Below are 19,743 nucleotides of genomic sequence, written 5' to 3'. Positions count from 1 at the left end.
GCTCCGCAGATGTCTCAGGGGACGAGGTCGAAATGGGCAAGGGCTTCGGCATAGGAGTGGGTCGGCCGGGCAACGTCGAAATGAACCGTGCGCATGCCGGCTTTGCTGCCGCCATCGACATTGCGCTGTTGGTCGTCGACGAAGACGCAAGTGCCGGCAGGCAGGCCGAACGCCTCGGTGACGAAGGCATAGGCGCGCGGGTCGGGCTTGAGGATGCCGGTATAGGTAGCGTCGACGATCACGTCGAACAGGCCGAGCAGCGGCAGCCGATGGCGAAAGTCGGCACCGTAGAACAGGTCGAGCTCGTTGGACAGGATCGCCAGGCGAAATCCCGCCGCATGGACGGCGCGAATGGCATGGTCGGCTTCGGGGCGCACCACCTTTTCCGGCTCGGCGCCACGGGCGCGCCGGACGAAGGTTTCCATGGCCTGCCAGTCCTCGCCGACGAGCCGGCCGACCTCGCTGGTGCGGGTGCGCCAGTAGTCGCGCTCGCTGATCTCGTCGGCCTGCATCGAGCGCCAGAGCGGATCGCTGTCCGGATCGAACGGCCCGCGCCATTGCAGCGTGCCGGGCTTCAGGCCAAGCGCCTGTTCGGTCAAGGCATGGGTCTCGAACAGCGTCCGGGTGACGACGCCACCGAAATCGAGGACAAGCGCCTGGGCCGACGGAGCGCTCACGCGGCCACTCCCTTGGCCGGCATGCCGCGCGGGATGATGCCTTCCTCGACCCAGCGGTCGAAGATCTCGAGCGCCTTGCCGACAAAGTCGTCGCTGTTGATATGAGCGTCAATCTCGTGGAACTCGACGCTTGCGGGGACCGCCTTGCGCATTTCATCGACGAAGGCGGCAAGGGCTTCCGGTTCATAGAGCGGCTCGCCCTGCACGTCCCATTCCTGGATGCCCCGGGATGGCAGGATGAGGGCGGAGCGGCCTTTTGCCATGGCGAGCTTTCCGGCAATGGTTCTGGCGACCTGGCGGCGGTCGTCCGCGTCGACGGTGACCGAGGCGATCAGCCGGTTGTGGGCATGAAACGGTCTCTCGGAGAACTTAGCCGGCAAATCCTGCCAGGTCGGCAGGTCTACCATGTCCACCGCGCCCGGCGCCGCGATCTGCGGGATGCCGCGAGCGCCGGCATTCTCCAGCCGGTCCACTCCCGAGCTGACGACGGAGCCGGCCAGGTGATTGGTGATTTCCTGCAGGCTGAAGTCGAAGACGGCGCAGAAGTGGTCCTGGCCGGCGATCGATTCGAAGGCGCGGCCGCCCATTCCGGTGGTGTGAAAGACGGCGACGTCATAGCCGCGCCGCTCCAACGCCGGCTTCAGCGTCTTCATGTAGCGCAAGCAGCTGGAGCCGAGCGAGGTCATGCCGACTGTCGGGCCGTGCGCCGGAGCCGACGCACGCGACGCAAGCACGATTTTCGCAGCGCCGACCACGGCGCCGCAGGCCTGCGACAGAACCAACTTGCAGATAGTGTTGAGGCCGTAGAGCCCACCGGCCCAGAGGATCATCATCAGGTCCGGCGCGACCCGCTCCGGTGGGATGAGGTGCGAATAGGCGATGGTGGAGACGACGAATTTCGGCACGCCAAGCGGCAGGCTGAGCGCGATGTCGAGCGCCAGATCGGTGCCCATGGAGCCGCCTATGGCGATGAAGGCGTCGATCTCTCCGGCCTGGTGAAGCCTGCGCACCAATTGCACGGCGCCGCCGGCCATCAGCGTCATGGCGGTGTTCTCGTCGCCGCTCGCGACGATCTCGGCTATCGTCACATCGACGGCCCGCGCCACGGCATGCTTATCGTGGTCAGGGCTATAGGGCGGATCGCCCAGCACGCTGACATCCATCATCACGGCGCTGCCGCCCGATGCCTCTATGCATGCCTTCATGAACAGCAGTTCGTCGGCTTTGGTGTCGCCCGTGCCGATGACCAGGATGCGAGGCACTGTCGCGATCTGCTTGGACATCAGGCCTGCCTCCTCAGCGTTTGCAGATTGTCGCCATTGAGGCGCATCGAAATCTCCCGTGCCGCGGCCATCACCGCAAGTCCTCGTTGCGCGATGTCGGCCGTCGTCGTTCTTGCCTTCGGCGCCGCCACCGCAATGGTGCCGAGCGCGAAGCCGTCCGCCGCCAGGATCGCCGCCGCGACGGAGATGACGCCTTCTTCCAGGCCCTGGTCGCAGATCGAATAGCCGCGATCGCGCGCCTCACCCATGGAGCGGGAGATGGCGGCCGGCTCGACCAGCGTGTGCGCCGTGAAGGCATCGAGCGGGCCCGCCAGGCATGCCTTGACGGTCTCATCCCTGGCAAAGGCCAGATAGGCGATGCCCGACGCGGTCGAATGCAGCGGCAGAAGCTGGCCGATATCGATGTTAACCCGATTTGCCCAGGCCGGATGCTCGACATGGACGGTGACCAGCCTGTCGGTGCCGAATTCCGACAGATGCACGGTCTCGGCCGTCGCGCCGGCCAGATCCCGCACCAGCGGTACCGCGGTCTGCAGGAAAGGAAAGCGGGCCTCGCGGATGCGTGCCAGCCGCGACAGACCGGCGCCGAGCCTGTAGTGCCGTGTGGCGGCGTCCTGCTCGACGAAGCCATTGTCGGTCAGGACCACCAGCAGCCGACGTGTCGTCGCCTTGTCGAAGCCCGCCCGGCGCGCCAGCTCGGTCAGCCCGAGCTCGGGCTCGGCCACGGTGAACAGCTCCAGAAGTGAAATCGCCTTGCCGACCGTACCCAACGCATCCTCCCAGATCGCGCAATCATTTAACGTGTGAATTAACTTGACAGGAAGCGGCTTTGTTTGCAAGTCTCTATTCAAAATAACGGTTCAAATAATGAACCATCATCCAGAGCGCGTGGGACAGGCCAGTCGGCCGGCGAACTCCAAGGTTCGCAATCAGGAGGACCAATGACAGCAGTTTCGGAACAGGCGCCGGCCAACAGGCTGCGCAAGAACAGTCTTGGCGTCGGCGCCATCACCTTCATGGTGATCTCGGCGGCGGCTCCGCTCACGGCGGTCGCCGGCGGCACGCCGCTCGGCATGCTGATGGGCAATGGCGCGGGCTTTGCCGGCACCTATCTGATCGTCACGGTGCTGCTGCTCCTGTTCGCGGTCGGCTATGTCGCCATGTCGCGCCATGTCGGCAATGCCGGCGCCTTCTATGCCTATGCCGCGCGCGGCCTTGGTGGCATGGCCGGCGGCGCCACGGCGCTGATCGCCATCCTGTCCTACAATGCCATGCAGATCGGCGTCATGGGGCTGCTCGGCGCCGCGACATCCGGCCTGTTCGCCGGCTGGGGCATCAACCTGCCCTGGTGGGTATGGAGCTTCATCGCCATCGCCATCGTCGCCGTGCTCGGCTACCGCCAGGTCGACCTGTCGGCCAAGATCCTGACGGTGCTGGTGCTGTGCGAATACGCCGTGGTGCTTGTCCTTGATCTGGCCATCCTCAAGACCGGCGGCGACAGCGGCCTTTCGGCGGCACCGTTCAGCTGGAGCCAGATCACCTCAGGCGCACCGGCCATCGCCATCCTGTTTTGTTTCGCCGCCTTCATCGGCTTCGAGGCGACGACGATCTATGCCGAGGAAGCCCGCGACCCCAAGGTCACGATTCCGCGCGCCACCTATTTCTCGGTGCTGCTGATCGGGCTCTTCTACATGGTCACGGCCTGGCTGATGGCGGTGGGCGCCGGCGTCGACAAATTGCTGCCGGCCCTGCAGGGCCTGCAGGACCCGACGACCTTCCTGTTCGGCCTGTCCGACCGTTATGCGGGGACGCTGCTTACCCATGCGATGAGCATCCTGTTCGTATCGAGCCTGTTCGCCGGCGTGCTGGCTTTCCACAACGCGGTCGCCCGCTACATCTATGTCTCCGGCCGCGAGAAGCTCTTGCCGCAGTCGATCGGTGTGACGCATTCGGCGCACCAGAGCCCGCATGTCGCCTCGGTGATCCAGAGCGTGCTTGCGGCCGTCGTCGTCGGGCTGTTCGCCGTGCTCGGCCTAGATCCGGTGCTGGCGCTGTTTTCCTGGCTGACCAATGTCGCGACGCTCGGCGTCATCGTGATGATGGCTGTCGCCTCGCTCGCCGTGGTGATGTACTTCCGCGCCAACCCGTCGGCGCAGGAGAATGCCGTGAAGACCACCATCCTGCCGGGGCTGACCTTCATCGCCTTCGCCATCATCATCTACCTGATTGTCATCAATTTCGGCAGCCTGTCGGGAGCCGGCGGCTTGCTCGGCGTGTTCCTGCCGGGATTGGTGCTGATCGCGGCGGTGATCGGCCTGTTGCTGGCGGGTGCGTTGAAGGGCCGGGATCCGGTCGCCTACCAGAACCTCGGTGTGCCGCTGAAGGATTGAGCGAAGCCTGGCTGAGAGACTACCGGGCGGCGTGCCACGCCGCCCTTCTCATCGTATAAGGAGTGGCGGGTTTGAGCTTTGTCGAAAACATCACCGTCGAGGCGCTGGAAGCCGATCCATACCCGATCTACGCCGAGCTCAGGTGCAACGCGCCAGTTGCCTTCGTGCCCTCGGTCAATCTCTGGTTCGTCACCCGCTGGAAGGATGTCGAACAGGTGGCGAAGTCGCCCGACATCTTCTCGGCGATCGTCAGAGCGGGCGTATCGCCCGTCGAGCGCTCCTTCGGCAAGCCAACGATCCTGACCACCGATGGCGAGGTGCACAAGGACCTTCGCCAGGGCGTCGATCCGAAATACCGGCCGCGCACCGTCGCCTCCTATGCCGGCGATCTCGTGCGCTCGATCGCCGAACCCTATCTCGACGCGATCGCCGAGCGCGGTTCGGCCGAACTGATGGCCGACTATTTCGAACCGGTGTCGACGCTCAGCCTGGCACGCTCGCTCGGCCTTGCCGACATCGGCATGCCGACCTTGCGCCGCTGGTTCTATGGGCTTGCCCAGGGCGCCATCAATTTCGAGAAAGACCCGAAGCGACAGGAGATCGCCGACGCTATCGGCGCAGAGGTCGGCGATGCCGTGACGCCGACGCTGGAAAGGCTTGCCCGCGAGCGCGATGATTCAGCGCTGTCGCACATGCTGCATGACGGCATGCCTGACGGCAAAACGCGCCCGATAGACTTGCTGATGCCGACCATCAAGGTCATCCTGCTTGGCGGCATGCAGGAGCCTGGCCATGGCGCCGGCTCCATCCTTGTCGAGCTGCTGAGGAATCCCGACCAGTTGCGGCAGGTGCTCGACGATCCCGAGACCTTCGTGCCCAAGGCTGTCGACGAGGGCCTGCGCTGGGTGGCGCCCATCGGCACACAGACGCGCGAAACGACCCGCGCGGTCGAACTCGGCGGGGCGACGATCCCCGCCGGCGCGCCGGTGGCGGCACTTGTCTCCTCGGCCGGCCGCGACGAGAGCCGCTTCGCCGATCCCGACCGCTTCGACATCAACCGCGACGAAGGCAATCACGCCGCCTTCGGCTTCGGTCACCATTTCTGTTCCGGCCGGTTTTTCGCGCGCGAGCAGATGTGCCTCGCCGTAAGGCTGCTGCTCGAGCGGTTCCCCGATCTCAGGCTGGTGCCTGGCAAGGAGCCGGTGTTCCGCGGCTGGGAATTCCGGGCGCCAACCACGTTGCATGTCAGTTTCGGAGCCGTTTCCCCATGATCAGTCAAAATACCATCGACACGCTGCGCAAGGCCGAGATCGGCGCGCGCGGACTGTTCATCGATGGCGCACACTCCGAGGCAACAAGCGGCGCGACGCTGCCGGTGGTCTCGCCGATCGACGGCCGGTCTTTCGCCAGCATCGCCGACGGCAATGCCGCCGATGTCGACCGCGCGGTGAAATCGGCCCGCAAGGCGTTCGAGAAGGGGTCGTGGTCGCGCGCCGCACCCGCCTTGCGCAAGAAGGTGCTGACCAAATTCGCCGAGCTGATCGAAAGGCATGCCGATGAACTGGCCGTGCTCGGCGTACGCGACAACGGCACCGAGATCGGCATGGCCTACAAGGCCGAGCCGCTGTCGGCCGCCGGGACCATCCGCTATTACGCCGAGGCGATCGACAAGGTCTATGGCGAGATCGCGCCGACGGCCGAGAACGTGCTGGGTCTGATCCACAAGGAACCGCTCGGCGTCGTCGGCGTCATCGTTCCCTGGAACTTCCCGCTGATGATCGGCGCCTGGAAGATCGCGCCGGCGCTTGCCGCCGGCAATTGCGTGGTGGTCAAGCCGCCGGAGATCGCGTCGCTGACGCTGCTGCGGCTGGCGGAACTGGCTGCCGAAGCAGGACTGCCCGCCGGCGTGCTCAATGTCGTGACCGGCCGGGGCGCCGTTACCGGCGAGGCGCTCGGCCTGCATATGGATGTCGACGCCATTGCCTTCACCGGGTCGGGACCGGTCGGCCGGCGGCTGCTCGACTATTCCGCCCGTTCCAATTTGAAGCGTGTCTTCCTCGAACTCGGCGGCAAGTCGCCCAATATCGTCTTTGCCGACGCTCCGGACCTGAAACAGGCGGCGGTCGTCTCGGCCAACGGCATCTTCCGCAACTCCGGCCAGGTCTGCGTCGCCGGCTCGCGCCTGCTTGTGCAATCCTCGGTATATGACCGCTTCATGGACGACCTTCTCCAGGCCACCACGCGGTTGAAGGTCGGCGATCCGCTTGACCTCGCAAGCGACATCGGCGCGGTGTCGAGCGCGGAGCAGCTGGACAAGAATCTCGGCTTCGTCGCCAAGGCCAGGGAAGAAGGCGCGAGGCTGGTCACCGGTGGCGAAAGGATACTGACCGAGACCGGCGGCAGCTACATGGCGCCGACGATCTTCGAGAACGTGACGCAGAACATGCAGCTTGCCCGCGAGGAGGTGTTCGGGCCGGTGCTCGGTGTCATGCGCTTCGAGACCGAGGAGGAAGCGGTGCGGCTTGCCAATTCGACCGTCTACGGGCTTGCCTCGGCGGTGTGGACATCAAACCTTTCCACCGCGCACCGCATGGTGCGCGCCATCAATGCCGGCGTCGTCCACGTCAACACCTATGGCGGCGCCGACATCACCGTGCCGCTCGGCGGCGTCAAGCAGTCCGGCTTCGGCCGCGACAAGTCGCTGCACGCGCTGGAGAAATATATGGAGCTGAAGACGGCATGGATCGCGCTTTGAGCCAGCGACAGAGCAAGGTCGCCCACTAAAATACATGATGCGCCGACTAACTAACTAAGGCAACTATATCTTCGATGAGCGCTTGCAGTGGCGCTTCGGAGCCGTTGAAACTGTCAATCATGGCCTGGATCACCCGATCGCGGGCTTGCATATCGGCATTGAAAGCAAAGCCCGATGCTCGGCGAGCATTGCGAGGAATGCGAGCTGGGTGCGGCCGTTGCCCTCGCGAAACGGATGCACGGCATTGAGCTCGGCGATGACGTGCGCCAAGTGCTTCGCGAAGTCGGTAGTGTTAAAGTCAGCCAGGTAGTCGGGATTGCCGAGTTCATGGAAGACCCGCCCCATCTCGCTGGCAATGTGTTCGGGATAGCAGAACCAATTGCCACCCTTGCCGATGCGAATGGTACGCACCTGGCCGGCCCAGGCGTATACGTCCTGGAAAAGGTGTCGGTGCAAGCTGAGATAGTGGGGATAGTCCAGTTCGCCTGCCGGTAAAGGCTCCTCGGCGCGAGTTAGGAAGAGAGCGGGTTCGACCTCTTCAAGTTCGGCCTGGTCGCGCATATCCAGCAGGTTGATGAGCACCGTTGTGCCGGGATAGCAGAGCGGATCGGACTCGGCTGCGTAGACCAACGTCTATTTCTTCTTGCGGATTTCTTCCTTGATGAGCGAGCGGCGCTCATCACCGGACAGTCCGTGCCGGGCACCTTGACTAAGCACTTCGCTCATGCGGGGCGACAGTTTCATGCCTTCCACGGCGCTGATTTTCTCGCCGCGCGCCCTGGTCAGAACGAATTGGCCTGTTTTGGCCGAATGGCCGGGTCTCGAAGTTGGGGATTTCATCTGCAGATCATACCATGAATTCAAAGGGCGGACAAAACCGATTTCCGAAGCAAGCCATGTGCCGTCGGTCCACTCCTAAGCCCGCAGCCTTGTCCCCTCCGGATCGAAGAACGGCATCGGCGCCACCACCGCGCGTGTCGGCTTGCCGTCGATGTCGATGCTGAGTTCGGTGCCGATCGCGGTGAAGGGCAACCGCAGATGTGCCGTCGCCAGCACCTTGCCCAGCGTATAGCCGTGGTCGCTGTAGGTGACGATGCCGACGTCCTCGCCATCGGCCAAAACCCTGGCATCTGTCGCAGCCGGCTTGTCGCCATCAAGGACCAGTCCGGTCCAGCGTTCGTCGAGGCCCTCGCCGCGGATCTTGAGCAGCGCTTCGCGGCCGATGAAATCGCCCTTGTCGAACTTGATCCAGCGGTCGAGGCCGACATGGAACGGCGTGCGGGTCTCGTCCATGTCGATGCCATGCGCCGGGTACGCTTTTTCCAGGCCAAGCGTGAACATCGCCAGCACGCCATAGGGTTTGAGGCCAAAATCCCGGCCGGCCTTCATCAGGGCATCCCAGACGGAGACCGCTTCGTCGGCCGGCACGAAGAGTTCGAAGCCGAGTTCGCCGGTCACGCCGGTGCGCGAGATCAGCACCCTGGTCTCGCCGACGCGCCCGGAGGTGAACGCCCAGCGCTTCAGCCCGTCCAAATCGGCATCCGAAACCAGCGCCTTCAGGAGTTCGCGCGAACGCGGGCCCTGGATGGTCGGGAAGGCGACCGCGGCGGTGATGTCGGTGACATAGGCCTGACGCCCCCGGGCATGATGCTGGAGCCAGGGCAGCATCTTCAGTCGGTTGACCGAGCCGGTCACCAGCATGAAATGTTCGGGTGCCAGCCGGAAGACGGTGAGGTCATCCATGATGCCGCCGTCCTCTCGGCAGACCGTGGAGTAGCGCACATTGCCCGGCTTCATCGCCGCGGCATCGTTGACGATGACATGGTTGACCAGCGCCTCGGCTTGCGGACCCTTGATGTCCATCTTGCCCATGGTGCTGAGATCCTGCACGCCGACATTGGCGCGGGTGTTCAGATGCTCGTCGGCAATGCCGGAGTAGTATTTGGCCGAGATGAAATCGCCGCCGACACGACCCATGGTCGCGCCCAGCGCGACGAGGCTGCTGTAGAAAGGGGATCGCCGCTCGGCCAAGACTGCCTCCATCGCTTGTCGATGGAAAATACGAGCTTTTGCATCGCCGGCGGAGACGGAAACGACATGCCTTGTCGATCCCGGCGGACCGCAAACTTCGCGTCTACGTGCAGTGGATCAGCTATCCCGCATTTTATCCGTCGCCGCTCGGTCTACGGCGAGCCCGTCCGCTGAAATCACGACGCCGAATTTCTCGGCCGCTTGCCGAGGCGTGTAATAGCCGAGCGTCACGTCTTTCAACACCTGCTCCGCATCGCGCTCACGCGGGTCGCCATAGCCGCCGCCGCCCGGCGTGCCGACGCGCACGCGGTCGCCCGCCTTCAGCGCGATATCCTGTTCCTTTGACAGATGCGGTGGCACATGTTCCTCGCTGTTGCGGAACACGGTGACGCTGTTGGGCTCGCCGTCCTTGCCGCCCAGCGCGCCCTGCGGGCCGAAGCGGCCATGGTCCATGACGAAGGAAGCTCGCGCTTCGCCGCGCAGGATCTCCACCTCATAGGCTAGGCCGAAGCCGCCGCGATGCTTGCCGGCGCCGCCCGAACCTTCGCGCAAGGCATAGTGGCGATAGAGCACCGGAAAGGCCTGTTCCATGATCTCGACCGGCGGCGATTTCGAGATGCCGATGGTCGAGCAGCCATTGGTCAGGCCGTCATGACCGGAATTGCCGCCATAACCGCCGCCTGAAATCTGGTACATGACATAGTCGCGGCCGCGCGCCGGGTCGTTGCCGCCGAGCGCGAAATTGCCGCTGGAGCCGGCGGGAGCGGCCGTTACCTTTTCCGGGAGCGCCTGCACCATGGCGGCGAACACCGCCTCGGCGATGCGCTGCGAGACTTCCGCCGCGCAGCCCGAAACGGGCCGGGGATATTTCGCGTCGAGGAACGTGCCCTCAGGCCGCTTGACGATCAGCGGCTCGAAGGCGCCGGCGCTGATCGGCACATCCGGGAAGATATGGCGCATGGCGAGATAGACCGAGGACAAGGTCGTCGCCAGCACGCTGTTCATCGGTCCGGCGCAGGGCTTCGACGAGCCCGCGAAATCGAAGGTCAGCGTGTCGCCTTTTTTCTCGACGGCGAGCGCGATGGTCAGCGGCTCGTTGACCACCCCGTCGGAATCGACAAAGGCCTGCGAACTATAGGTGCCATCCGGGATGGCCGCTATGTTGGCGCGCATCTGCTCTGCGGCGCGGCGGCGCAGCTCGGCGATTGCCTCGACAACGGTTTCGTCTCCGTAACGATCTAGGATTTCGTTGAGCCGGTCTTGCCCGATCAGCAGTGCGGCGGCCTGCGCCCTGATATCGCCGATGCGCTGGTCGGCGACGCGGATGTTGGAGCAGATGATGGCATAGATCTCCGGATCGAGCACGCCCTTCTTGAACAGTTTCACCGGCGGCAGCCGCAGGCCTTCCTGTTCGACCGCGGTCGCGGAAGCCGAGAAACCGCCGGGCACCGAGCCGCCAATATCAGGCCAATGGCCGGTATTGGACAGCCAGCAGAAGATTTTCTCGCTCCGGTAGACCGGCATGACGAAGCGCACATCCATCAGATGCGTGCCGCCGAGATAGGGATCGTTGACGATGTAGATGTCGCCCGGCTCCGGTGCCAGGCAGCGGGCATCGGCGATCATCTCGATCACCGTCCTGGTCGAATACTGCATGACGCCGACGAAGACCGGCAGGCCCTGGCTGCCCTGCGCGATCAGCGAGCCGTCGACAGCGGAATAGATGCCGTCGGAGCGGTCGTTGGCCTCGGCGATGACAGGCGAGAACGCGGCGCGGGAAAAGGTCAGGTCCATCTCGTCGCAGACCTGCTGCAACGCTGCCTGGAGGACCGAAAGCGTGATGGTGTCGAGCTTTGCCCCTTTTAAAGCTGACATTGTCAGGCCTCGCCGATGTCGATGATGATGTTGCCGTCGATGTCCGAGCGGGCGCGGTCGCCGGGCTCGAGCACCGTGGTGGCGTCCATTTGTTCGAGGATCGCCGGACCTTCTATTACCGCGTCGAGCGGCAGTTTTTCGCGCGCATAGACCGGCGTGTCGTGCCAGCGACCGGCATACCAGACAGGCCTGACCTCGCGCCGCGCCTCGTCGAGCGTTTTTGCCCGCCCGGCCGGGTCGATCAGCCGCGACAGGTCGATCGCCGGACGCACGCCGGTGACCGAGGTGTTGAGGTTGACGAGGTTGGCGCGGATCTCCGGCAGTTCGACCTTGAAGCGGGCGAAATAGGCTTTTTCGAACAGCGCTTGCAGCGTCGCACGCGTCACCGACGAGGACGGCAGCGGCACGTTGATGATGTGGGTCTGGCCGACGAACTGCATGTCGGCGGAGTGCGTGACGCGGATCGTTTCCGGTTTCACCGCTTCCTTGCCGATCAGTTCCCCGCCTTCGTTTCGGTGCCGTTCCAATACAGCATGAAGCTGGGCTTCGTCGAGAATAGCCACGGGCTGGTTGACGGTGTTGACGAAGTCGTGGCGCAAATCGGCGACGACGCAGCCGAGCGCGTTGGTGATGCCCGGCCGCGCCGGCACCAGCACACGGGGAAGGCCAAGTTCGCGCGCCAGGGCAGTCGCATGCAGCGGCCCGGCGCCGCCGAAGGCGAACAGCGCGAAATCGCGCGGGTCATGGCCGCGCGACACCGAGACCATTCGGATGGCGCCCGCCATCTTCATGTTGCCGAGCCTAAGCACCGCCCCGGCCGCCTCGACGCCGGGCAGGCCGGTCGCCTCGCCGATCTTTTCGGCGAAAATATCCGTAACGCGCTCTGATGTGACCGGATTGTCGACGGCAAGCAGCTTTTTCGGCGCCAGCCGGCCAAGCACCAGATTGGCGTCGGTGATGGTCGGCTCCAGGCCGCCGCGCCCATAGCAGATCGGGCCCGGATTGGCGCCTGCGCTTTCCGGGCCGATCTGGATCAGCCCCGCCGCGTCGACGCGGGCGATCGAGCCGCCGCCGGCGCCGACCGTGTGCACCGCCACCATCGGCACATGGATGGGCATGGCGTATTCGATTTCGATCTCGTTCGAGACAGCCGGCTCGGCGTTGCGGATCAGCGCCACGTCGGTCGAAGTGCCGCCCATGTCGTAGGTGACGAGGTTTTCGAAGCCGGCGCGTTTGCCCGTATAGGCGGCGGCGATGACTCCGGAGGCGGGGCCCGACATGACGGTCTTGGCCGATTCACGTGTGACGAAGCGGGCCGATATCATGCCGCCATTGCCGTTCATGATCAGGAAATCGCGGGCATAGCCCTTCTCGGCCAATTCCTTGCGCAGGCGCTCGACATAGCGCTCGAGGATCGGCTGCACCGAAGCGTTGACCGAAGCGGTCACGCCGCGCTCGAATTCGCGTGCTTCCGACAGCAGCGCATGGCCCGTGGTGATGTAGCCGTTCGGCCAGAGCTCGGCGGCGATCTCGGCGGCGCGCCGCTCATGGGCGGGGTTGGCGTAGGAATGCAGGAAATGGATGACCAGGGATTCGCAGCCGGCGGCGACCAGCGCCTTCACCGCTTCGCGCATCCCGGTCTCGTCGAGCGGCATGCGTATGGCACCCGAGGCTTCGACGCGCTCCGACACTTCGAGCCGCAGATTGCGCGGGATGATCGGCACGAAGGTGCCGGTCATGCCATAGGCTTGAGGCCGCGTCCGCCGGCCAAGTTCGATGACGTCACGAAAGCCGCGCGTGGTGATCATGCCGGTCTTGGCCAGCCGGCGCTCCAGCACCGCGTTGGTGGTGGTGGTGGTGCCATGCACGATGAGGTCGATGCCGTCGACCGGGAAGCCGGTGGCGCCGAGCGCCGAAACCACGCCGAAAGCCTGATTGTCGACCGTGGTGGGCGTCTTGGCGATATGGACCTTGCCGCCGTCCCTGCCGTCGATCAGAAGCAGGTCGGTGAAGGTTCCGCCAACATCGATGCCGGCAACGACGCTGCCCAGGGAATCCGACGGTTGCACCGAAAAATTCTCTTTCATTGTCGAAACCTGAAATGCTGGGACTACGAATATGTCACAGTTTGGAAAGGTGTTTTACGGCGCCATCTTGACGCAAATATCGTTTGTATACTAATAAATTCCGGACACAAGAGCTTACCGCTTTGGAGTGTGTGAGCAGCACGCCGGGACCTGAACGGTCCGGGCGCGCAGGAAAAGGTTTGGCGCCCGCGTTCCCGGCTGGGCCAGAAAGTTGGTTTTGATGAACACCACCTCCGCGTTCAACACCGCCGGCGCCCGCCCGCTGCAGTTCCCGATTCCGGCCAATGTCTATGCCGAAACCGTCGTCTCGGTGAAGCATTACACCGACCGGCTGTTCTCGTTCCGCATCACCCGGCCGCAGTCGCTGCGCTTCCGCTCCGGCGAGTTCGTCATGATCGGCCTGCCCAATGCTGAAAAGCCGGTGTTCCGCGCCTATTCGGTGGCGAGCCCGGCCTGGGACGAAGAACTGGAATTCTTTTCCATCAAGGTGCCGGATGGCCCGTTGACCTCGGAACTGCAGAAGATCCAGGTCGGCGACACCGTCATCATGCGCCAGAAGTCGACCGGCACGCTGGTGGTGGACGCGCTGACACCGGCCAAGCGGCTGTTCATGATCTCGACCGGCACCGGCATCGCGCCCTTCGCCAGCCTGCTGCGCGACCCCGACACCTACGAGAAATTCGATCAGCTGATCCTGACCCATACCTGCCGCGACAATGCCGAACTGATCTACGGTCAGGAGCTGGTGGCGGCACTCGAGAACGACCCGCTGATCGGCGAACTGACCACCGGCCGCGTCACGCTCTACAATTCGACGACTCGCGAGGAATCGGCGCGCATGGGCCGCATCACCGCGCTGATCGGCTCGGGCAAGTTCTACACCGACCTCGGCATCGAGAAGCTCAATCCCGAGACCGACCGCATCATGATCTGCGGCTCGATGCACATGCTGAAGGACGTCAAGGAGATGGCCGAAAGCCTCGGCTTCCAGGAAGGCTCGCTCAGCCATCCCTCGACCTTCGTCGTCGAACGCGCCTTCGTCGGCTGAGGCCGGCGCTTCTTCCAAGAAACTGCTTGGCAAGAATCTGCTTTTGACCTTCCGGTCAAAAATCAGCTGCTTTCGCAGCCTTTTTCGGCTATCCATCGCTTGAGGACTCGTGAAGCGCGGCTTCGCGGGCTATCTTCTTGCGTGTCGTCCAAGCGTATCGAGCGGTTTGGGACAACGACACGCACCAAGACATAAGCGCATGTCGCTGAATGAAAGGGCAGGAGATGAGCAGCACAATCCGCGAAGCCGATCTGGGCGGCAAGGTCACGCCGCTGCCCGCGCGTGCCGCCGCGAACACGGCTGTGCCGCTGGACCGCATCGCGCGTAACCCCGGAATGAAGCTCGATCTCGGCTTCATGGAATCGGTGCGCAGCGTCAATCGCTCGGCGCTGGAGCGACGCGTCGCCAGCCTGACCAAGCGGCGCTCGATCAAGGCCGACAACCAGGCGGCCTGGCTGCTGCGGGCGATAAGCTGCATGGATTTGACGACGCTGAATTCGAACGACACCGAGGAGCGCGTGCGCCGGCTCTGCGCCAAGGCGATCAACCCGCTCCGCCGCGACATCATTGAAGGTCTCGGCATTGCGGGTGAAACCATCCGCCCGGCGGCGGTCTGCGTCTATCATCCCTTTGTCGCCACCGCCGTCGATGCCGTGCGCGGCACCGGCATTCATGTCGCCGCCGTCTCCACCGCTTTCCCGCACGGCCTGGCGCCGCTCTCGACCCGCCTGCAGGAGATCGAGGCCTCGGTCCGCGATGGCGCCGACGAGATCGACGTCGTCATTCCGCGCGGCCTGGTGTTCGGGGCGAAGTGGCGGGAGCTTTACAACGAGATCGTGTCGATGCGCGCGGCCTGCGGCGACGCGCATCTGAAGGTCATTCTCGGTACCGGCGACCTCGCCACGCTGCGCAATGTGATGCTGGCCTCGATGGTGGCGATGATGGCGGGCGCCGATTTCATCAAGACCTCGACCGGCAAGGAGAGCGTGAACGCGACACTGCCCGTCGGCCTCGCCATGGTGCGCGCCATCAGGGCCTATTTCGAGGAGACCGGCTATCTCATCGGCTTCAAGCCGGCCGGCGGCATCTCCACCGCCAAGGTGTCGCTCGACTGGCTGGTGCTGATGAAGGAGGAACTTGGCCGGCCTTGGCTGGAGCCGACCCTGTTCCGCTTCGGCGCATCGAGCCTGTTGACAGACATCGAGCGACAGCTCGAGCACCATTTGACCGGGCATTATTCGGCCAATCACCGGCACGCAATGGCATAAGCACCCCCACCCCGATCGGCTTTGTCGATCGACCCTCCCCACACGGGGGAGGGTGAAGGAGGAACCTGATGAACATCCTTGAACGCTATCACGCCATGGAATACGGCCCGGCGCCGGAGGCTCGCAACGAGTCCGATGCATGGCTGGCCGCGCGCGATTTCTCCAAAGCTTTGTTTATCGGCGGCGACTGGAAAGCGGCCGGCGGCGGCAAGACCTTCGAGACCAGCGAGCCGTCTTCCGGCAAGCTGCTGGCCAAGGTATCCGATGCCAATGCCGCCGATATCGACGCGGCCGTTGCGGCCGCGACGAAGGCGCTGCCGAAATGGTCCGCGTCCTCGGGCTATGTCAGGGCAAAGGTGCTCTATGCCATCGGCCGCGCCATGCAACGGCATCAGCGCCTTTTCGCGGTGCTGGAATCGATAGACAATGGCAAGCCGATCCGTGAAAGCCGCGACATCGACGTGCCCTTGGCGATCCGCCATTTCATCCACCATGCCGGCTGGGCGCAGGCGCTGGACAGGGATTTCCCCGGCCAGAAGGGCGTCGGTGTCGTCGGCCAGATAATCCCGTGGAATTTTCCGCTGCTTATGCTGGCCTGGAAGATCGCGCCGGCGCTTGCCGCGGGCTGCACCGTTGTGCTGAAACCGGCCGAGTTCACGCCGCTGACCGCGATCCTGTTCGCCGAAATCTGCGAACGCGCCGGTGTGCCGAAAGGCGTCGTCAACATCGTCCAGGGCGGTCCGGAAGCGGGCGCGGCGATCGTCAACCATCCCGGCATCCAGAAGATCGCCTTTACCGGTTCGTCCGAGGTTGGCAAGATCATCCGCAAGGCGACCGCCGGCTCGGGCAAGAAACTGTCGCTGGAGCTTGGCGGCAAGTCGGCCTTCATCGTCTTCGAGGACGCTGATCTCGACAGCGCGGTCGAAGGGCTGGTCGACGGCATCTGGTTCAACCAGGGCCAGGTCTGCTGCGCCGGTTCGCGGCTGCTGGTGCAGGAAGGCATCGCCGAAGCTTTCATCGCCAAGGTCAAAACGCGGATGAGTCGGCTGCGCGTCGGCAGTCCGCTCGACAAGAACACCGATATCGGCCCGCTGGTCGATCTGACGCAGCTTGATCGCGTCAAGGGCCTGATCGCCGAGGGCGCCAGACAGGGTGCCGTCTGCTGGCAGCCGGATGCGGCCCTGCCCTCCTCGGGCTACTACCACCTGCCGACGCTCGCGACCGGTGTTTCGCCGGCTAATGTCTTGGCGCAAGAGGAGGTGTTCGGGCCGGTTCTGGCCACGATGACCTTCCGCAACACCGAGGAAGCGATCGAGCTCGCCAACAACACACGTTATGGGCTTGCCGCGTCGGTGTGGAGCGAGAATGTCAATCTCGCCCTGCACGTCGCGCCGCAGCTGAAGGCCGGTGTCGTCTGGGTCAACGGCACCAACATGTTCGACGCCGCTTGCGGCTTCGGCGGCTATCGCGAAAGCGGCTTCGGCCGCGAGGGCGGGCGCGAGGGCATGTTCGAGTATCTCACGGCAAAGCTGCCGCTCGGTCCGGTCATCAAGCCGGCGATGGCGTCGGTGCAGCCGGTCGAACAGGCCGAGGGTTCGGCCATCGACCGTACGGCCAAGCTGTTCATCGGCGGCAAGCAGGTGCGGCCGGACGGCAATTATTCGCTGGCCGTCGCCACCGCCAAGGGCAAACTGGCGGGCGAAGTCGGGCTCGGCAACCGCAAGGATATACGCGACGCCGTTTCAGCCGCTCGCACAGCCAAGGCATGGCCGGAAGCGACAGCCTACAACCGCTCCCAGGTGCTTTATTACCTGGCCGAGAACCTTTCTGGCCGCGCGGATGAATTCGCTGCCCGGCTTGTCCAGCTGACCGGCGTGCCCGCGAAGGCCGCGCGCGAGGAGGTCGACCAGTCGATCGAACGGCTGTTCCTCTATGCCGGCCTTGCCGACAAGTTCGAGGGCCGTGTGCACCAGCCGCCGGCTCGCGCCGTCACGCTGGCGCTGCATGAGCCGGTCGGGGTGCTAGGCATCGTCGCCCCCGACAATCAGCCGCTGCTCGGCTTCATCTCGCTCATCGCGCCGGCACTCGCCATGGGCAACACCGTGGTCGCCGTGCCTTCCGAGCGCTATCCGCTGCTGGCCACCGATCTCTACCAGGTCATCGAATATTCCGACGTGCCCGCCGGCGTCATCAACATCGTCACCGGCCGCAGCGCCGAGCTTGCGGGCGTGCTGGCCAAGCATGACGATGTCGACGGGCTCTGGCTGTTCGCCGACGCCGACACCTGCGCCAAGGCGGAAGCCGACTCCATCGGCAACCTCAAGCGCGTCTGGAGCGGCAACGGGCGCAACCTGGACTGGGCGTCGGAAGAGGCCGCCGGCGACGCCCTGCTGCGTCGCGCCATTGAGGTGAAGAATGTCTGGGTGCCCTATGGCGACTGACACCGCCATACTGCCGCAATGATGATCGTGTTCGGGCTTGACGCCCGAACGCATGTTCTTTAACCAGAAAAAACATCTTTATCTGTGAACCGGCTACGGCACAGGCCGTACAATCGAGCCTGACTGGTACATGACCTGTCGGCCGGCCACCGATAGAGCGGATGCATCAGGCAGGCGAGGAGAAGAGCATGGCGGATCTGGCAGGCAAGGTCGTTGTCGTCACGGCAGCGGCACAAGGAATCGGCAAGGCAAGCGCGCTGGCCTTCGCCCAGGCCGGAGCCACCGTCTACGCCACCGACATCAATGAGGTGTTGCTGGCGGAGCTCGCCAGGACTTCCGGCGTCAAGACCCGCAAATTGGACGTGCTGAACGACGAGGCGGTCAAGTCAGCCTTCGCCGAGATCGGCCGCGTCGACGTGTTGTTCAACTGCGCCGGTTTCGTTCATTCGGGATCGATCCTGGAGATGAAGGACGCCGATCTCGACTTCGCGTTCAATCTGAACGTGCGCGCCATGATCCGCACCATCCGCGCCGTGCTGCCGGGCATGCTGGAGCGTGGTGACGGGTCGATCATCAACATGGCCTCGCTGGCGAGCTCGCAGAAGGGTGTGCCGAACCGTTTCGCCTATGGGGTTACCAAGGCTGCGGTGATCGGCCTGACCAAAGCGGTTGCCGCCGATTATGTCGGCAAGGGCATACGCTGCAACGCCATATGCCCCGGCACGGTCGAGAGCCCGTCGCTGCAGGACCGCATGCATGCGCAAGGCGACTATGACGCCGCCCGCGCCGCCTTCATCGCGCGCCAGCCGATGGGCCGGCTCGGCACGCCGGAGGAAATCGCCGATCTCGCGGTTTATCTCGCCGGTGCGAGCTACACATCCGGGCAGGCCTATAATATCGACGGTGGCTGGTCGATCTGAACCAATCTGACTGAGGAGAGAACTGCATGAAACTGCTGCGCTATGGCGAGGTGGGGAGCGAACGTCCCGGCCTGCTCGATGCGGATGGAACGATCCGCGATCTCTCCGCCCATGTCGCCGACATTGCCGGCACGGTGCTGCATCCGGCCTCGCTGGAGATGCTGTCCAAGCTCGATCCGAAGTCACTGCCGGCGGTTTCCGGCAAGCCGCGACTCGGCGCCTGTGTGGCAGGCACCGGCAAGTTCATCTGCATCGGCCTCAACTATTCCGACCATGCCGCCGAAACCGGCGCCAAAGTACCGCCGGAGCCGATCATCTTCATGAAGGCAAGCTCGGCCATCGTCGGACCGGACGACGACGTGCTGATCCCGCGCGGCTCGGAAAAGACCGACTGGGAGGTCGAGCTCGGCGTCGTCATCGGCAAGACAGCCAAATATGTCAGCGAAGCCGACGCGCTCGACTATGTCGCCGGCTACTGCGTCGCCCACGACGTGTCCGAGCGCGCCTTCCAAGCCGAGCGCCAGGGCCAGTGGACCAAGGGCAAGAGCTGCGACACGTTCGGCCCCACCGGCCCCTGGCTGGTGACCAAGGACGAGGTATCAGACCCGCAGAACCTCAAGATGTGGCTGACCGTCAACGGCAAGACCATGCAGGACGGCTCGACCAGGACCATGGTCTACGGCGTCAAATATCTGGTGTCCTATCTCAGCCAGTTCATGTCGCTGCATCCCGGCGACATCATTTCGACAGGAACCCCGCCCGGCGTTGGCCTTGGCATGAAGCCGCCGATGTTCCTGAAGGCCGGCGACGTGGTGGAGCTCGGTATCGAAGGGCTCGGCCAGCAGAAGCAGACTTTCAGGGCTGACGTGTAGCTCGATGGCTTTCCCTTCTCCCTTGTGGGAGAAGGTGGCCTCGCGAAGCGAGGTCGGATGAGGGGTGTTGGAAGGATTGCGGCTTTGCAGAAGTAA

16 protein-coding genes are annotated in these 19,743 nt (G+C 64.3%); 8 read left to right on the top strand and 8 right to left on the bottom strand.

The window, feature by feature from the left end:
* Positions 1-14 precede the first annotated feature (14 nt).
* Genes FJ958_RS14900 through FJ958_RS14890 form a run of 3 tightly spaced genes read right to left on the bottom strand, consistent with a single transcriptional unit; the run spans position 15 to position 2,730 of the window.
* Positions 15-677, bottom strand: a complete 663-nt coding sequence (locus FJ958_RS14900; protein WP_140743826.1) for an HAD-IA family hydrolase — start codon at positions 675-677, stop codon at positions 15-17.
* Positions 674-1,960: a Tm-1-like ATP-binding domain-containing protein gene (locus tag FJ958_RS14895; protein ID WP_140743824.1), complete on the bottom strand. Its 1,287-nt coding sequence runs from the start codon at positions 1,958-1,960 to the stop codon at positions 674-676. The genes FJ958_RS14900 and FJ958_RS14895 overlap by 4 nt, the downstream gene beginning before the upstream one ends.
* Positions 1,960-2,730, bottom strand: coding sequence for an IclR family transcriptional regulator (locus FJ958_RS14890; protein ID WP_140743822.1), 771 nt, complete (start codon positions 2,728-2,730; stop codon positions 1,960-1,962). Before FJ958_RS14890 ends, FJ958_RS14895 begins: the two co-directional genes overlap by 1 nt.
* 171 nt (positions 2,731-2,901) lie before the next feature.
* Between FJ958_RS14890 and FJ958_RS14885 the strand changes: the two genes are divergently transcribed.
* From FJ958_RS14885 to FJ958_RS14875, 3 genes are all read left to right on the top strand, one after another.
* Positions 2,902-4,350 (top strand): APC family permease, encoded by a 1,449-nt coding sequence (locus tag FJ958_RS14885; protein ID WP_140743820.1) that lies wholly within the window; start codon positions 2,902-2,904, stop codon positions 4,348-4,350.
* A gap of 71 nt (positions 4,351-4,421) precedes the next feature.
* A complete protein-coding gene (locus FJ958_RS14880; RefSeq protein ID WP_140743818.1) occupies positions 4,422-5,621 on the top strand; it encodes a cytochrome P450 in 1,200 nt (399 codons plus the stop codon).
* Positions 5,618-7,105, top strand: coding sequence for an aldehyde dehydrogenase (locus FJ958_RS14875; protein WP_140743816.1), 1,488 nt, complete (start codon positions 5,618-5,620; stop codon positions 7,103-7,105). Before FJ958_RS14880 ends, FJ958_RS14875 begins: the two co-directional genes overlap by 4 nt.
* Before the next feature lie 129 nt (positions 7,106-7,234).
* On the opposite strand, the gene FJ958_RS14870 is transcribed toward FJ958_RS14875, so the two are convergent.
* The 5 genes from FJ958_RS14870 to FJ958_RS14850 all read right to left on the bottom strand — a co-directional run bounded on the left by FJ958_RS14870 (position 7,235) and on the right by FJ958_RS14850 (position 13,098).
* Positions 7,235-7,735, bottom strand: a complete 501-nt coding sequence (locus FJ958_RS14870; protein WP_348642204.1) for a Fic family protein — start codon at positions 7,733-7,735, stop codon at positions 7,235-7,237.
* 3 nt (positions 7,736-7,738) lie between these two features.
* Positions 7,739-7,945 (bottom strand): hypothetical protein, encoded by a 207-nt coding sequence (locus tag FJ958_RS14865; RefSeq protein WP_140743814.1) that lies wholly within the window; start codon positions 7,943-7,945, stop codon positions 7,739-7,741.
* Between the two features lie 75 nt (positions 7,946-8,020).
* Positions 8,021-9,136, bottom strand: coding sequence for an aminomethyltransferase family protein (locus FJ958_RS14860; RefSeq protein ID WP_246679599.1), 1,116 nt, complete (start codon positions 9,134-9,136; stop codon positions 8,021-8,023).
* 117 nt (positions 9,137-9,253) lie between these two features.
* Positions 9,254-11,011, bottom strand: a complete 1,758-nt coding sequence (locus tag FJ958_RS14855) for a hydantoinase B/oxoprolinase family protein (RefSeq protein WP_140743810.1) — start codon at positions 11,009-11,011, stop codon at positions 9,254-9,256.
* A 2-nt stretch (positions 11,012-11,013) separates the two neighbouring features.
* Positions 11,014-13,098, bottom strand: coding sequence for a hydantoinase/oxoprolinase family protein (locus FJ958_RS14850; RefSeq protein ID WP_140743808.1), 2,085 nt, complete (start codon positions 13,096-13,098; stop codon positions 11,014-11,016).
* A gap of 220 nt (positions 13,099-13,318) precedes the next feature.
* Here FJ958_RS14850 and FJ958_RS14845 point away from each other — a divergent pair, with 220 nt between their 5' ends.
* The 5 genes from FJ958_RS14845 to FJ958_RS14825 all read left to right on the top strand — a co-directional run bounded on the left by FJ958_RS14845 (position 13,319) and on the right by FJ958_RS14825 (position 19,647).
* Positions 13,319-14,146 (top strand): ferredoxin--NADP reductase, encoded by an 828-nt coding sequence (locus tag FJ958_RS14845; RefSeq protein ID WP_140743806.1) that lies wholly within the window; start codon positions 13,319-13,321, stop codon positions 14,144-14,146.
* Positions 14,147-14,370: 224 nt separating this feature from the next.
* Positions 14,371-15,414 (top strand): deoxyribose-phosphate aldolase, encoded by a 1,044-nt coding sequence (deoC, locus tag FJ958_RS14840; RefSeq protein ID WP_140743804.1) that lies wholly within the window; start codon positions 14,371-14,373, stop codon positions 15,412-15,414.
* Between the two features lie 68 nt (positions 15,415-15,482).
* On the top strand, positions 15,483-17,855 hold the full coding sequence (locus FJ958_RS14835) for an aldehyde dehydrogenase family protein (protein WP_140743802.1): 2,373 nt from the start codon (positions 15,483-15,485) through the stop codon (positions 17,853-17,855).
* A 188-nt stretch (positions 17,856-18,043) separates the two neighbouring features.
* Positions 18,044-18,775: an SDR family oxidoreductase gene (locus FJ958_RS14830; RefSeq protein WP_140743800.1), complete on the top strand. Its 732-nt coding sequence runs from the start codon at positions 18,044-18,046 to the stop codon at positions 18,773-18,775.
* Between the two features lie 26 nt (positions 18,776-18,801).
* Complete coding sequence (locus FJ958_RS14825; protein WP_140743798.1) at positions 18,802-19,647, top strand: fumarylacetoacetate hydrolase family protein; 846 nt, start codon at positions 18,802-18,804, stop codon at positions 19,645-19,647.
* Positions 19,648-19,743: the final 96 nt, after the last annotated feature.

Origin of the sequence: Mesorhizobium sp. B2-3-5 (genome assembly GCF_006442395.1) — a bacterium.
Taxonomy (GTDB): domain Bacteria; phylum Pseudomonadota; class Alphaproteobacteria; order Rhizobiales; family Rhizobiaceae; genus Mesorhizobium.
The sequence above is the reverse complement of the archived record's forward strand: the minus strand, read 5'-3'. Positions and strand labels throughout refer to the sequence as shown.